This is a genomic window from Enterobacter sp. ECC-219 (genome assembly GCF_043966805.1).
Taxonomy (GTDB): Bacteria; Pseudomonadota; Gammaproteobacteria; order Enterobacterales; family Enterobacteriaceae; genus Enterobacter; species Enterobacter cloacae_N.
The window spans coordinates 2,155,633-2,170,495 of record NZ_CP143680.1; the positions used below are offsets into that span (position 1 = coordinate 2,155,633).

Sequence of the window (14,863 nt, forward strand, 5' to 3'; positions counted from 1 at the left end):
TTATTTTATTACCGGGGAAGTATTAATGAACGGATTTCGACCAGGTATGGCTGATGCTGCCGTAATCAGTAATAATGGAATACGTTAAGTTCGTGCCCCCGACATTGCCAGGTAAAGCAAAATGCGTTTCCGTTTTCGGGACGGCCCAGGTGGCTTTAGTGATTTTCTGACCATTCAACGTAACGGTCTGGAAATTCATATAGAACGGCGTTGGGTTATTCACGACCAGATCGTTACCTTCGCGGCGCCATTCAAGTTTATCGGCCACATCTTCTGGTCTGCCTTTTACCGCGGACGGGCGATAGAGTAATTTAATGCGGGTATTAATGGCGATTTGCAGCGTGTTTATCCCCTCAACGTGCTTTGAGGAAGGGATCGCTTTAATGTTCAACCAGTACAGGGATTCCCTGTCTTCCGGTAAATTTCCGCCCGTACGCACCACGCGCAGAACGTTATCTTCTTTCGCATCCAGACGGAAAAGCGGCGGGGTGATCAGGAACGGGGCTTTGGCCAGGTTTTTACCGCCGGAATCAACCCAGGACTGCACCAGATAATCCGTCGCATCTGGATTTGAAAGGCCAAGAGATGATTCCTTTTTATCTCCCTGATAGACCAGACGGGTGCCATTAATAACGACCCCTGCATGTGCAGTAGCGGCTACCAGTAAAAGAGTGCTCAGTAAATAACCGTGGCGCATAAAGATTTCTCAATAAATAGATGAGATATTAATGCTCGCAAAAGCATTAATATCTCAGGATTGATAAGATCAGTTATAAATAACGGTGAAGGTCGATACAGAGTTAGCAGGGCCTGCGGTAATCGCAGCGCCGGTTTGGATATAGCGTGCGCCGAACTCCAGATCGTTAACCGCCGTGCCGGAGGCTAATGGATATTGCTGAGACGGCGTATACAGGGTGACCGGCTGCTCTGACGCGTCAACCAGCTGAATAGCGACACCTGTAGCTGCATCGGTATCTGGCGTTAAGGCCAGCGTGGCGTTGTTATTCGCATCCGGCGTACCGCCGAAGTTAATCGCAGCGGAGGTGACCGTTTCCGGGCAGTTCGTTAACTGAATATCAAACTTCGTCAATGTGCTGGTAGAGCCTGCGCCGGTAAATACCGTTTTAGACACTTTTCCCAGCTGAACATTTAATGGGTTACTCAACCCATTCACGACCTGACAAGCAGAATCGATAATTTCACCGGTGAAATTGATCTGACCTTCACCGTTTGTTGTCGCAAATGCGGATGCAGAACATCCTATCGTTGCGGCGATAATTAAACCTAAAGCAACCTTGTTCATAACAAATCCTGGTATGTTTCTGGTGATAGCGTTGCCTGGACGTTTTCACCGTTGACCCTTAATGACTTTCCGCTGGTTATTTAAACAAATATTGATGCGTTAAGAATCTTCTGCAGAAATCACAAATAATTGAAATAATGCTTGAGTTTCATTTTTCGCCATAAAAACAGAACGTTGATTGTGTCGAAAAAAACTAACGTCCAGACGTTCAACGGGGCTATATTGTTAACAAGATGATATTTTCAGGAGAGATGTCGTGGATTATCGCAAGATTATCAAAGAGGTAGGCCGGGGCAAAAACCACGCCCGCGATCTGGACCATGAGACCGCTCGCGCCCTGTATACCCGTATGCTCAATGGCGAGGTACCGGACCTGGAAATGGGCGGCATCCTGATTGCGCTACGTATTAAAGGCGAAGGCGAAGCGGAGATGCGCGGCTTCTACGAGGCGATGCAGGCGCAAACGCTGCGCTTAACGCCGCCGGTGGCAAAACCGATGCCGATCGTAATCCCCAGCTATAACGGCGCGCGCAAGCAGGCAAACCTGACCCCGCTGCTGGCGATCTTATTACATAAGCTGGGGTTCCCGGTGGTGGTACACGGGGTCAGCGAAGATCCGACGCGCGTGCTGACGGAGACCATTTTCGGCATGCTGGGGATTGAACCCACGCGTCATGCGGGCCAGGCGCAGGCAAAGCTGGAGGGTCATGAACCGGTTTACATCCCCGTTGGTGCTCTATGTCCGCCGCTGGAAAAGCAGCTTGATATGCGCTGGCGAATGGGCGTGCGTAACAGCGCGCATACCCTGGCGAAGCTGGCGACGCCGTTTGCTGAAGACGCCGCATTGCGCCTTTCCAGCGTCTCACACCCGGAATACGTGGGGCGTGTTGGGACATTTTTTGAGGAGATTGGCGGCAGGGCGCTGCTGATGCACGGCACGGAAGGTGAAGTTTATGCCAATCCACTGCGCTGCCCTCAGCTGATGCTGATCGATTCTGCCGGTACGCGTGCGGTTCTGGAGCGTGGGGAAGAGAATACGGGTGTCATTCTCCCCGAGGCGAAAGATCCGCTTACCACCGCGCGCTGGATTGAACAGTGCCTTGCCGGAAATGTGCCTGTGCCGCATGCCATTAAGCTGCAGATGGCCTGCTGCCTGCTGGCAACCGGGGAAGCTGACACGGTCGAGGCCGGTCTGAAACGCGTTGAAGCGGCGTTTTAGGCAAAAAAAAGCCCGTCCAGTGGCGGACGGGCAAACAAGGGTAACAACAGGGTCAATGAGGGTTGGAGCAGCTCACCAGAGGGTTTGGCGAGGGTACAGCATTCATTCAGGCGATTATTTGTAGATAACCGCAGTACCGCTCAGTTTGTTATTGGTGTTAGCGGAGGTGATGGTATATCCGCTTGCACCGGCAGCCGCCGCTTTCTCAGCCAGCTTGGCTTCCAGACCGTCCAGCGTGGTTGCGCCTTCTGCACTCACCACACCGATTTTATTCATGCTCTGAGCCTGAGTGGATGAAACTGGCTCTACGGCGAATGCGCCAAAAGACAGAGCGGACAGGGCAACAGCAGCTACAGCATATTTGATGGTTTTCATAATTAATCTCTCGCAGGTGTTTTCTGTTAAGGGGACGATGTTCCGTCGATGTGATAAGTATCACGTTTTTTTCGGTGAGATAAAATCGAAGAGAATTGACGTGGTCAATCAAAAAAATTGAATGACAAATAACTTATTGATTATTAATTAAATCAAAGTTGCGCTTTACACTTCTTGTTGGTGCGCTTTACAGAAGAGAGGTGAAGGGCACATTTTGCTACGCGGTTCGCTAAATTTCGTGAGCGTAAAGGTAGGTTCCCTCGCGGTTAACTTAGGTAAAGGAAAGTCAACGTAGCTGGCTGTCTTTCGATCCTCTGCGATTATAACCTGGATGTGAACTATTTTTTGAATCTTTATCCTGCTGGCAGGTGATGCATAACCTTACGCCGGGGATGGCTTTACGCCGCGCCTCCGGAATCGGCTCTCCACACTCTTCGCACTCCTTTAAACTTTCACCGCGCGGAATCTCACCGCGAGCGCGCGCAACCGCATCTTCAATCGTACTGTTGATCTGTTCGTTAACGGCGTCGTCATTCGCCCAGCCGGAAGCCATAGCATCCTCCTGAAATTGGTTTATACCCTGCTATGAATATGGGGTTAAAAAATGAACAATCAAGGTGAAGGGGGAAGTGAACTGCATCCGGCAGGCAGATGCAGTTTTATAGAGAGGGAAATTATTTATAGATGGTCGCAGTGCCGTACATATGGTTATCTCCGCCTGCGGAGTTAACCACGAAGCCTTTGGCACCTTCCTGGCGGGCTTTCTCGGCCAGTTTATTTTGCAGATCGTCCAGATTACTTGCGCGGCTTACCGAGACGGTGCCCGCCGGACGCAGCTGGCTGGTATCGTTACTCTCGGTCAGCGACTGGACGGCCATTGCAGAAAATGAAGCGGTCGCCAGGACGCCGGCGATAACAGCAAGGGTCAGGTACTTTTTCATAATCACATCCTCATGAGGAAACAACAGGTGATTCCCTCTAAGTTTAGAAGCCTGACGAGTGTGACTTAGCGCAAATATTTGATGATGATCTGCTTATTTTTTGAACGATAAAAACTGACAATTCACTGACAGATCATAGACGTAGAGGTGTTTGATTTACGGTGTTTTTTTAAGCGCCGCAGAGAAAGATTTACCGTTGGGCCAGCACAGGGTATCTTACGCCGCTGTTTAAAGGAGAATGCCATGACTTCCCAAAAGCCGGGATTGCACCCACGAAACCGCCACCGCAGTCGCTACGACATGAACGCCCTGTGCCAAAGCTGCCCTGCGCTGCAGGACTACATTGTCCAGACCCCAGCGGGTGAGCCGTCTGTCAACTTTTCCGACCCGCAGGCGGTGAAAACGCTGAACAAAGCGCTGCTGGCGCATTTTTACGGTGTGGCGCACTGGGATATCCCGGAAGGCTTTCTCTGTCCTCCCGTTCCGGGCCGCGCTGATTACGTTCATCACCTTGCCGATCTTCTCGCCGAAGACCGTGACGGCGCGATCCCGCAGCAGGCTTCCATCCTGGATATTGGTACCGGGGCAAACCTGATTTACCCGCTGATTGGCGTGCATGAGTATCACTGGCGCTTTACCGGGAGCGAAATCGGGGCCGAGGCTTTTGCCAGCGCGCAGGCGATCGTCAGCGCCAATTCCGGCCTGAGCCGCGCCATTCGTCTGCGTCGTCAGAAAGATGCTGCAGCTATCTTCAACGGCATTATTCACAAAAATGAAAGCTATGACGCCACGATGTGCAACCCGCCGTTTCATGATTCGGCGGCAGCGGCCCGCGCGGGCAGCGAGCGTAAACGCCGCAACCTCGGTCAGGCGGAAGACGCCGCGCTGAACTTCGGCGGTCAGCAGCAGGAGCTGTGGTGCGAGGGCGGTGAAGTTGCGTTTATCCTGCGCATGATTGCGGAAAGCAAACAGTTTGGCCGTCAGGTGAAGTGGTTCACGACGCTGGTTTCCCGCGGGGATAACCTGCCGCCGCTCTACCGCGCACTGTCCGAAGCGGGCGCCGTAAAAGTGGTGAAAAAAGAGATGGCGCAGGGCCAGAAGCAGAGCCGCTTTATCGCCTGGTCATTTATGGACGATAACAAACGTCGGAAGTAAGTACCCACAGGCCCGGTAAGCGCAGCGCTACCGGGCAATAGGGTTACAGCGTCGGCTCCTGCGGAGGGAGCGGCGAGGCGGGCGGCGACAATACCTGATACGTCTGCACCGGCGTTCTCACGTTCGCCAGATCGAAGTGCTTCTTCACCATGCTGTCGAGGGCAAAGCGCACCGTCCACTGCTTCAGCGGCTGGGTGGTGAACGACACGCGAAGGGTAAATGCCGTGTTCGTCAGCCCGACGATGCCGGCAAATGACGGCTCGCCAATCACCAGCCCGCGAATATCTTCCATCTGCATCAGCTCTTCCACCGCATCCCGCAGCGCCTGCTTCGCTTTATCCGCATCCTCGTGACGATCCACGTCGTAGTTCGCCACAACGGAGCCAATGCCGCGCACAAAGTTGGCGAAGGTGGTGATCGATGACCACGGAATGATGTGGTACGCCCCGGTATCCTGACGCACGCCTACAGAGCGAATCGACATGCGCTCAACGGTGCCGGTCAACGGCCCGATGGTCACCAGATCGCCTGTGTTCATCCCGTTTTCAAACTGGATAAAGATGCCGGTAATAATATCCTTCACCAGCGTTTGCGAACCGAAAGAGATCGCCAGCCCCAGCGCGCCGGCACCTGCCAGCAGCGGGGCGATATTCACGCCGATTTCCGACAGCACGATCATGATGGTGATGGTGCTGATGATCACCGCCAGCGCATTACGGAACAGGGTCAACAGCGTCCGCGCGCGGGCGCTGGGGAGCGGTCTGCCGTGAATATCGGAGACCAGACGGTTCTCGATAAGGCTTGCCAGCAGCGTCCAGCCGACGGCGGAGAAAAATAATATCAACGCAATACGAATTAAAATATCGACGGTCTTCTCGCCTGCGCCGTTATGAAGCCAGTTCCAGAAATCAAACAGGCTCCACGCGTTTAGCAGCAGCATGATCGCCACGCAGACGGTCAGAATGCGCGCCACCTTGAGCGAGACCGACATCCAGCCGTTCACCCGTTTTTGCAGCTCCGGGTAATTACGCTGTACCTGCGGCGACAGGGTGATGGTTTTCGAGATCCAGCGGGACAGCAGCCCGGACACAAATGCCGCGATGCCGATAATCGCCAGGCTTTTGAACGTTGCCCCCATCATAAATTTCAGGCTGTTTCCCGGGTCGAACAGCGAGAAGAAGCACAGCACAATAAAGTACGCGCTTGCCAGCCAGTGCCACACCAGCGCGAAGGCGCGAATAAACAGGCTGAAAAACGAGAGGGAACGGTCGGCCAGGTGCAGCAGACTCTCGGTGATCGCCTTTTTATTGTGAAAGATAAGGTACAGAGACCAGACGGTTATACAGAGCATGATCAGCACGTTCGCCAGCGCGCCAAACTGCACGTTAACCTGGTTGGAGATAATCGGCACGGCAACCAGCAGGCCGTAGCCTATCAGGCCGCTGAGCACGCTTAGCCGCACGGCCCAGTATTTCGCGCTGTCATCGCTGATATTGAAAGGGCGAAGCTCAGGCACGCGCGGGCAAAAGATGACGCGCAGCACCGCTTTAAAAAATTCGATGAGCGCAAATGCATTCAGGAAGAGCGCCTGCTGGAAGGCAATGGTTTTGTTGCCCGTGTTGAGGTGATCCGCAAGCACCTGACCGACAAACAGCGTTAATGCCAGCAGCAGTAAATCGATGATAAACGCTCCGGCAACCATAGCGGGGAGGTGCAGCCAGCTGTTTTTATGCTGGTTCTTTTTTCGCCCCCAGTGGCCCATCCTGCGGTACAGCGGCCAGGCGCACAGGCGCACCAGCCAGTAAAAAATAAACACGGCCGCGGCCAGCATCAAAAACTGGGTGGCGGCGGCGGTAAAGGTTTGCGGGTTAAACGCCTTGTGCTGGGATCCCATCAGGTTGCGGTAGAGCTGGGCAAAGCGCGCGGAAAGCGCTTCACCGTAACGGCGGCTCACGTCGGTGACGTTTTCCAGCACCGTTTTTTGTTCCTCCACCTGCGGCGGGGTGAGGGTCGGGACGGTTTCCTGCGGCGGCGCGGCGGCGGCTTTGCGCAGCTGCTCGATGAGCTCCTTTCGGGAGGCGTCGTTTTCAAGAACGTCGGCAAGCGCGCTGTAAGCCGCTTTTTTTTGTTCAGCATCCGGTTCCGGAGGAGGAGAACTTTGCTGGGACGCGGTTGCTCCGGTGGTGACACCGGGTATCGCCACGGCGAGCGATGGCGCACTAAACAGGCTTATCAACAGCAGCAGGATCCAGGGCACGGCGTCCTCCGACAAAAATATCGTGCAAAATGATAAGTATAGAGGGCGAGGGGAGGAGGAGCGTTTTTGGGAACAATCTGGCGTAAAAAAGCCGGGCAAGCCCGGCTTGGCGTAAAGCGAGGGATCAGGAGACGTGCTGCAGGAACTCCTGTAAACGCTGGCTCGGCGGATTCGCGATCAGCGCCTGCGGGTTACCGTCTTCCGCGATACGGCCTTTATCGATGAAGATCAGGCGGGAGGCCACTTTCTCAGCAAAGCCGATTTCGTGGGTCACGATAACCATGGTCATCCCTTCTTCCGCCAGATCCTGCATGACTTTCAGCACCTCGTGGCGCAGCTCCGGGTCGAGTGCAGACGTCGGCTCATCAAACAGCATCATCTTCGGTTTCACCGCCAGCGCGCGCGCAATTGCCACGCGCTGCTGCTGGCCGCCGGAAAGCTCGGAAGGGTAGTGGTGCGCACGCTCCGCCAGGCCAACCTTCGCCAGCAGATCTTTTGCCAGCGCTTCCGCTGCCGCTTTGTTGGCACCGCGCACGCGCAGTGGGCCAAACATTACGTTTTCCAGCGCCGTCAGGTGCGGGAACAGGTAGAACTGCTGGAACACCATGCCCGCTTCCTGGCGAATCAGACGCTCGTCCACTTTCGGGTCGTTCACCTTCAGACCGTCAACGATCAGATCGCCGCTGGTGATCTCTTCCAGCTTGTTAATGCAGCGCAGCAGGGTGGATTTACCGGAGCCGGATGGCCCGATAATCACCACCACTTCACCCTGCTTGATGTTCAGATCGATATTGTGCAGCACCTGGGTTGGGCCAAAGTGCTTGGAAACGTTTTTAAATTCAATCACAGGATTTTCATCCTTCTTTCAAGACGACGCAGAACGAAGCTCAGAACCAGCGTAATGATCAGGTAGACAACGGCGACCGCACTCCAGATTTCCAGCGCGCGGAAGTTGCCTGCAATAATTTCCTGGCCCTGACGGGTCAGTTCGGCCACGCCGATAACGATGAACAGCGACGTATCTTTAATACTGATGATCCACTGGTTACCCAGCGGTGGCAGCATGCGGCGCAGCGCCAGCGGAAGAATAACGTGGCGGATCGTTTCGCGACGAGAAAGACCTAACGCCAGACCCGCTTCGCTGAAACCTTTATGAATCGACAGAACCGCACCGCGGGTGATTTCCGCAATGTAGGCGCCTGAGTTGATCATAATGGTCACGACGGCTGCGCTGAACGGGTCGATGCGCAGGTCGGTGAACGCCATGGGCAGGGCGAAGTAGATGAACATGACCTGCACGACAATAGGCGTGCCGCGGATCACTTCGATGAAAACCAGCGCGATGTGGTTTGCAATCCAGCCGCCGTAGGTGCGGGCGAAACCGGCGACAAGACCGATAATCAACCCGCCAACCAGACCGAGGACCGAAATCCACAGGGTCATTTTAGCGCCTTCAAGCAAGAGTGGAATGGCAGGCCAGATGGCGCTCCAGTCAAACTGCATGATAATTTCCTGTTACTGTTACCGTGTTTCAAAAATAGCAGGGGCGAAAGGCCGCCCCTGAGTGAACGTCGTTTTTACGTCTTATTATTTAGGCTCGGTACCGAACCATTTTTTGTAGATCTCGTTGTAGGTGCCGTTCTCTTTCAGCGTTTTCAGCGCGCCGTTAACTTTCGTGCGCAGATCGTCGCTGCCTTTCGGGAACGCGATACCGTACTGCTGAGCTTCCAGAGAGTCGCCCACGGCTTTGAACTTGCCGTTACCTGCCGTTTTGATGAAGTACAGGATGTTTGGCGTATCGTGCAGAACAGCGTCAGCACGGTTGGTGCCGAGTTCCATGTACGCGTTGTCGATGTTCGGGAACTGACGCAGGTCTTTGGTTTTAATGTTCGCTTTCGCGTAATCCACAGAACCGGTACCGCTCTTCACCGCGACCACTTTGCCGTCGAGGTCTTTCACGCTTTTAACGTCGTTATTATCGGCTTTGACCATCACCAGCAAGCCGCTCTTGTAGTAGCCGTCAGAGAAGTCGATCGCTTTTTTACGTTCTTCGGTAATGGTGATACCCGCCAGCGCCAGATCGACGTTTTTGGTTTGCAGTGCCGGGATGATGCCGCTGAAGTCCATTGGCTTCAGGGTGTAGTCCAGTTTGAGTTCTTTGGCGATAGCGGCCCACAGATCAACATCAAAACCAACGTATTTATCACCCTGCTTAAATTCAAACGGAACGAACGCCGTGTCGGTCGCCACAACCAGTTTGTCGGCAGCCTGAGAGGACACCGCAAAAGCCAGGGTAAGTGCAGCCAGTGAAACTTTTAATACAGACTTCATAGCATTTCCTTTTATATCCACGGGGCGATCCCCTGCGAGAACGACTGGCACAATGAAAAAATCGTGCCAACTTTTCAAGCTGTTGTTTTGCAAAGGGGATGGAGTCATGCATTGCACAAAAAACGTGGCAATGATGTCGTGTTGCACCAGGATGGAGCACCGTTTTGGTGCACTTCGTTTGGGTCAACTGACGGGGAGATATTTAGCGTAAATTCTGACGAAAAAACAATCTTCCATTAACGGTTGTGTGAGGTGATTATTACAATTTCTTCACTTTTGCACCGTATCAGGCAAAAACTGTGCACCATAGATGTGCAAAACCCTCACCAGAGGCGAGGGTTTGATAGAAAAGTCGTATGAATTATTCGATGTTAGATTCGATAAACCACAGGAACTGATCCAGGTCGCGGGACGCGGCGGTGAAGATATCTGCGGTATCTTCATCTTTGGCTTCGCTAATCGCTTTGCGCACGTCATTGGCCACAATCGCGTAGCGGTCCGCCAGCTCTTTCAGGTGATCCTGAACGGTATGAATATCCAGCGGGTAGCTTTTAAGTGGCGTTTTGCTGTTGATCACCTGCGTGGTCCCAAGCGCGACACCACCCAGCTGTACGGCACGTTCAGCCATCGTATCGAGGTGTGTCACCAGTGCTGTGCGGAAGCCATCCAGCATTTCATGAACGGCAATAAAGTTTGCACCGCGCATATTCCAGTGGGCCTGTTTGGTGATCAGCGAAAGATCGATGAACTGGATCACCTGGCGATTCAGCAACTCAATGGTCGCCTTTTTGTCGCTATCCGATACATCGTTACGGGTATAAAGCAGATTAGACGCTTTCGTTTTCACCAGTTTAGCGGTACTCATAATCTCATATCCTCTTGATGTTTATGTCCCAGGTAATTACGGAACTAAGTATAGCACCGGATTTTTTCTCTGCGGTCTGGCTGTGCCTATCGGTTTAATAGCAAGAAGGAGGTTGATAATTTAATTGCTTGAAATGAATGGGTAATTTTGAAATTGATACAGATCAATCTTAATTCACCGGAAGGGGAACAGGCGGGAAAGGATATTTCGATAATATGACCAGGTATGTAAGAAATTATAACGTATGAATTTGTGGCCTTTATTCTGCATGGCCGTGAAGCCATGCAGAATATATGGCATTAGCTGATGTCGATTTTCTCTACTTTGGGCTCCGGGCGCATGGTGAGCGTTGAACCCATTGACGCCGCGATAATTGAGCAGAGCGCCAGCGTCTGGGTAAACGTCAGCGTTTCGCCCAGGAACACCATCCCGGAGATCGCCGCAAGGGCGGGCTCCATGCTCATCAGGGTGCCAAATATGCGCGTCGGCAGACGCGTCAGGGCGATCATCTCCAGAGAATAGGGGAGAGCCGTTGAAAGAACAGCGACCGCCAGCCCGATGGGCATGACTGACCATTGCCAGATAGACTCCGTGGCCTGCGCCATACCGATCGGCACAAAAACGATAGCCGCAATCACGGAACCCAGGGCAACCGTTGCCGGGCCATGTTCTTCACCCGCGCGCTGCCCGGTGAGGATATAGACAGCCCAGCAGGCCCCTGCTCCCAGAGCCAGCGCTGCGCCCGTGAGATCAATCTCAGAGACATTCTGGCCGAGCGGCAGCAAGAACCATAAGCCCAGAACGGCCAGCACGACCCAGATAAAATCCACCGGACGACGGGAGGAGAAAAGCGCCACCGCCAGCGGGCCGGTAAACTCCAGCGCGACGGCGATCCCGAGCGGAATGGTCTGGATGGAGAGGTAGAACATATAGTTCATTGCCCCGAGGGAGAGACCATAAAAAAGCAGGGGGAGACGCTGCTCTTTTTTGAAGCGCAGACGCCAGGGTTTGAAAATGACCACCAGTATCGCCGTGCCCAGCACGATACGCAGGGCCGTCACCCCGGGGGCACCCACCAGAGGAAAAAGCGATTTTGCCAGCGAGGCACCGCTTTGGATAGACAACATGGCAATGAGTATGACGGCTACCGGCAACCAGACCGACGACGTGCGGGATAACCCAGGCATCCTTTCTCCTGTCAGCTAATGTCAAATGGAGTAAAGGTTGCAGTGTAAAGGAAATATACAGCTACGGTTGAGACTCTGTTGAAAAAAAAGGCCCGTGAAATCCGTAAAATGGTTAAGCGCTGGTGGATTTATCGCCTGAAAGATTAGGAATAATCTGGATGAATGTAACGGCGCAGACGCGCAATATGGGCGTTTAGTAGGAAAAATCGCATGTGATTTGAAAGAGTTAGCTGATGTTGGAAACGTTCTGTTACAGGAAAGGCCTCATTAGACATCACGAATCACAAAGAGTTTCGCAAATTTTTTTGATATATTTAAAACTTACGGACTTACTTGAAGCACATTTGAGGTGGTTATGAAAAAAATTGCATGTCTTTCAGCACTGGCCGCTGTACTGGCTGTTTCCGCAGGTACCGCTGTAGCTGCTACTTCTACTGTAACCGGTGGTTACGCTCAGAGCGATATGCAGGGCGTGATGAACAAAACCAACGGTTTCAACCTGAAGTATCGTTACGAGCAGGATAACAACCCGCTGGGCGTGATCGGTTCTTTCACCTACACCGAGAAAGATCGTACTGAAAACGGCGCATACAACAAAGGCCAGTACTACGGTATCACCGCTGGTCCAGCTTACCGTCTGAACGACTGGGCAAGCATCTACGGTGTTGTAGGTGTTGGCTACGGTAAATTCCAGCAGACCGAAAACCAGGGTCTGAACCGCACTGCAAGCACCAGCGACTACGGCTTCTCCTATGGCGCAGGCCTGCAGTTCAACCCAATCCAGGACGTGGCTCTGGACTTCTCCTATGAGCAGAGCCGTATCCGCAACGTTGACGTTGGCACCTGGATCGCGGGCGTAGGTTACCGCTTCTAATCACTCCGGTGATGAAATAAAAAATCCGCCCAATGTGGCGGATTTTTTTTGCCTTTTCCCTCTCCCTGTGGGCTGAGGAATCCCCAGTAATTTTTAAGCAGAAGCAATAAGGTTGTTTCAGAACGATTTAAGGTTTTCAGCGACGCCCTGGCACGTTCACCGGTCATGTCCTTACAGAGTAGCAAGGAACATAAAGTGAACGGAATGACCACCGGAGCCGTAAGTTCCCCTCACCCCAGCCCTCTCCCTCAAGGGAGAGGGGGGCGTCCATGCAAACATTATTTTGTGGGGATCCCTCAGCCCTGTGGGAGAGGGCCAGGGTGAGGGCATCAGACCGCACGAGACGGCAGAAACTACTTACTCTTAATATCAAAAATATCCGTACCCAGATGGTTGTAGTCAACTTTCTGTAACTTGAAGTTGGTAACGTACACTGGGGGCGCTTTCTTGTTGGAGATAAACGGGTAACTATTTTTTATCTCTTTGGCCTTAATCCCCGTCCATTGCGAGAAGAACAGCAGGAAATCATTCGCCGAGCGCCGCGCTTTAATAACGCGATGCGTTTTATCATCACTCGACAGCACCATAAACGGCACCTGGAAGTTCTGCTGGAACTGGTCGTCGTGCGCCAGATACTGGACTTCTTTGCCACGCTCTTTAAACGCCAGCCCGTGATCCGAGAAATAGACCACAGAGAAGCTTTCGCCCGTGTTGCGCAGCTGATCGTACAGCTTGCTGAGAAGATCGTCAGTTTGCGTCATGGTGTAGAGATAGCAAGAGGTCTCTTTTGACTGCACAAACTCCGCGTATTTCCCGCCAGTGCGATCGCAGGCCTGCGGGTGCGATCCCATCAGGTGGAGAACAATCAGCTGAGGCTGGGTGCGCGGGGTAGCAAAGACCTGCGCCGTCATCTTCAGCAGCGCCTCGTCTTTGGTGTTTTTGTCGGCTTCAAAGTCGCCGCTCTTCAGGAACTGCACTTCGTCAGCACGCTTAGCAATACTGGCGATGGCCGTGTCGTATTCGCCAATTTGCCCCTGATTGGAGAACCACCAGGTCTGAAAACCGGCGCGGTTGGCCAGCGTAACAAAATTATCCTGATACTGAGGTTTGCCATCCACCACGCGGTTCAGCGTCAGGCCGAGCGATTTCTGCGTCGAGCCGCTGGCCGCAACATAATCGGTAAACAGGGTGCCGTTGACCGAGCTGGCAAACGGCGTGTTATTCCAGTGCCCGCCGAAGGCACCCAGTGCGTCGCGACGTGCGCTCTCGCCAATCACCACCACGTAGGTATGATATTTCGGCTTAACCGCCAGCACGTTCCAGGTGTCTTTCATATTGGAAAGTTCAGCCATGCGCGCCTGCTCGTCGAGAACCTCTTTATTGTTGACAACGACGTCTTTCACGAAGCGGAAAACCGGATAGCCGATATTGATGAGCCTTAGCTTACCGTCCCAGGGAATATTCTGGATGGGGGCGACGAACGCCACGGCAAGGCTGAAGACCAGACAGAGTATTTCGATTTTACCCCAGGATTTTTTCTCGCCCGACCGACGGCGGATGGCGATAACGCCCAACGCGAAGATGAATAACCCTACCACGTAGCTGTACCACGGGAAGATCGTCAGGATCTCCGTCGACTCTTCCATGTTGGTCGAGTGCAGCGCCAGCAGGGTATTAAAGTTTGGCGAGCCGTAGGCCTGACCAAACGGGAAATACATCGCAGCAACCAGCGAACAGACCCCCACAAATGCTTTCTGCACGCGCGGAGCGCTCCTCCACAGTACGTGGAGCACACAGGTGAAAGCCACCGCATAAAGCAGGCTGAAGGGATAGCCGAGCGCAAAGTTAATCAGCAGCGACTGCAAAAAGTAAAATCCCGTCCACGGGCTTAAGGCCCGGCTGCGGGTAACGATGGTATCTATCAGGGTTACATTCATAGGTCACTATCACAAAAACGCCATGTGCTCACCCTGGCGCCAAGGGTCAAAGCCTGCCGGACAGTGCGTGGAAAGGGAATGAGAGGTCCGCTTCAGCGAGCCGCAAATTGTGCAGGGCTGCAAGAAGATAGTGCGAGCGTGAATTAAGGTCAACAGTTGCTAAACAGATGTTTTGCGAAGGGGGCTGCAAATCCGCAAAAATAATCGGGAATTGGTCAGTTTACAGCGGAAATGTGACAGAAAAATGAAGCGGCGTACCGCAACGCCGCTTAGTGGGAAGGTTTGTCGTCCTGATGCGGTTTGTTGTTAAACATATCGCACAGCATGTTCAACAGCATTAAGCGCACTTTAAAAGGAGAGTGGGTAAACACGGTCATACACCTCTTGAATTCGTTCATAAGACCTCCTGATTTTTGATC

General features: G+C 53.1%; 16 protein-coding genes. 3 read left to right on the top strand and 13 right to left on the bottom strand.

Annotated features, from left to right (window positions below):
* Positions 1-22: 22 nt before the first annotated feature.
* Positions 23-697 (bottom strand): molecular chaperone, encoded by a 675-nt coding sequence (locus V1603_RS10140; RefSeq protein WP_395313860.1) that lies wholly within the window; start codon positions 695-697, stop codon positions 23-25.
* A 69-nt stretch (positions 698-766) separates the two neighbouring features.
* Positions 767-1,303, bottom strand: coding sequence for a fimbrial protein (locus V1603_RS10145; protein ID WP_061098798.1), 537 nt, complete (start codon positions 1,301-1,303; stop codon positions 767-769).
* 256 nt (positions 1,304-1,559) lie between these two features.
* On the opposite strand from V1603_RS10145, the gene ybiB reads away from it, so the two are divergent.
* Positions 1,560-2,522 (top strand): DNA-binding protein YbiB, encoded by a 963-nt coding sequence (gene ybiB, locus V1603_RS10150; RefSeq protein WP_116343386.1) that lies wholly within the window; start codon positions 1,560-1,562, stop codon positions 2,520-2,522.
* A gap of 114 nt (positions 2,523-2,636) precedes the next feature.
* On the opposite strand, the gene ybiJ is transcribed toward ybiB, so the two are convergent.
* From ybiJ to mcbA, 3 genes are all read right to left on the bottom strand, one after another.
* Complete coding sequence (ybiJ, locus tag V1603_RS10155) at positions 2,637-2,897, bottom strand: DUF1471 family protein YbiJ (protein WP_014883102.1); 261 nt, start codon at positions 2,895-2,897, stop codon at positions 2,637-2,639.
* Positions 2,898-3,183: 286 nt separating this feature from the next.
* Positions 3,184-3,450, bottom strand: coding sequence for a DksA/TraR family C4-type zinc finger protein (locus tag V1603_RS10160; protein ID WP_395313861.1), 267 nt, complete (start codon positions 3,448-3,450; stop codon positions 3,184-3,186).
* A gap of 121 nt (positions 3,451-3,571) precedes the next feature.
* Entirely contained in the window at positions 3,572-3,838 is a 267-nt protein-coding gene (mcbA, locus tag V1603_RS10165; RefSeq protein ID WP_163330782.1) for a DUF1471 family periplasmic protein McbA, read from the bottom strand.
* Positions 3,839-4,081: 243 nt separating this feature from the next.
* Here mcbA and rlmF point away from each other — a divergent pair, with 243 nt between their 5' ends.
* The gene (gene rlmF, locus V1603_RS10170; RefSeq protein ID WP_395313862.1) at positions 4,082-4,993 is read left to right on the top strand and encodes a 23S rRNA (adenine(1618)-N(6))-methyltransferase RlmF; all 912 of its coding nucleotides are present in this window, start codon (positions 4,082-4,084) and stop codon (positions 4,991-4,993) included.
* A 43-nt stretch (positions 4,994-5,036) separates the two neighbouring features.
* Here rlmF and ybiO read toward each other — a convergent pair whose 3' ends face one another.
* From ybiO to rhtA, 6 genes are all read right to left on the bottom strand, one after another.
* Positions 5,037-7,250 carry a mechanosensitive channel protein gene (ybiO, locus tag V1603_RS10175; RefSeq protein WP_233002228.1) on the bottom strand — a complete coding sequence of 738 codons (2,214 nt, stop codon included), beginning with the start codon at positions 7,248-7,250 and terminating at the stop codon, positions 5,037-5,039.
* Positions 7,251-7,374: 124 nt separating this feature from the next.
* A complete protein-coding gene (glnQ, locus tag V1603_RS10180; protein WP_116343390.1) occupies positions 7,375-8,097 on the bottom strand; it encodes a glutamine ABC transporter ATP-binding protein GlnQ in 723 nt (240 codons plus the stop codon).
* On the bottom strand, positions 8,094-8,753 hold the full coding sequence (gene glnP / locus V1603_RS10185) for a glutamine ABC transporter permease GlnP (RefSeq protein WP_003858462.1): 660 nt from the start codon (positions 8,751-8,753) through the stop codon (positions 8,094-8,096). The genes glnQ and glnP overlap by 4 nt, the downstream gene beginning before the upstream one ends.
* Positions 8,754-8,837: 84 nt before the next feature.
* Positions 8,838-9,581 (bottom strand): glutamine ABC transporter substrate-binding protein GlnH, encoded by a 744-nt coding sequence (gene glnH / locus V1603_RS10190; RefSeq protein ID WP_014831177.1) that lies wholly within the window; start codon positions 9,579-9,581, stop codon positions 8,838-8,840.
* Positions 9,582-9,942: 361 nt separating this feature from the next.
* On the bottom strand, positions 9,943-10,446 hold the full coding sequence (dps, locus tag V1603_RS10195) for a DNA starvation/stationary phase protection protein Dps (RefSeq protein ID WP_008501171.1): 504 nt from the start codon (positions 10,444-10,446) through the stop codon (positions 9,943-9,945).
* A 299-nt stretch (positions 10,447-10,745) separates the two neighbouring features.
* Positions 10,746-11,633, bottom strand: a complete 888-nt coding sequence (gene rhtA, locus V1603_RS10200) for a threonine/homoserine exporter RhtA (RefSeq protein ID WP_116343392.1) — start codon at positions 11,631-11,633, stop codon at positions 10,746-10,748.
* 355 nt (positions 11,634-11,988) lie between these two features.
* Between rhtA and ompX the strand changes: the two genes are divergently transcribed.
* Positions 11,989-12,507, top strand: coding sequence for an outer membrane protein OmpX (ompX, locus tag V1603_RS10205; protein ID WP_014883110.1), 519 nt, complete (start codon positions 11,989-11,991; stop codon positions 12,505-12,507).
* A 353-nt stretch (positions 12,508-12,860) separates the two neighbouring features.
* On the opposite strand, the gene V1603_RS10210 is transcribed toward ompX, so the two are convergent.
* Positions 12,861-14,444, bottom strand: coding sequence for a phosphoethanolamine transferase (locus V1603_RS10210; protein WP_395313863.1), 1,584 nt, complete (start codon positions 14,442-14,444; stop codon positions 12,861-12,863).
* A 269-nt stretch (positions 14,445-14,713) separates the two neighbouring features.
* Complete coding sequence (gene mntS / locus V1603_RS10215) at positions 14,714-14,842, bottom strand: manganase accumulation protein MntS (protein ID WP_014831181.1); 129 nt, start codon at positions 14,840-14,842, stop codon at positions 14,714-14,716.
* Between the last annotated feature and the right edge of the window lie 21 nt (positions 14,843-14,863).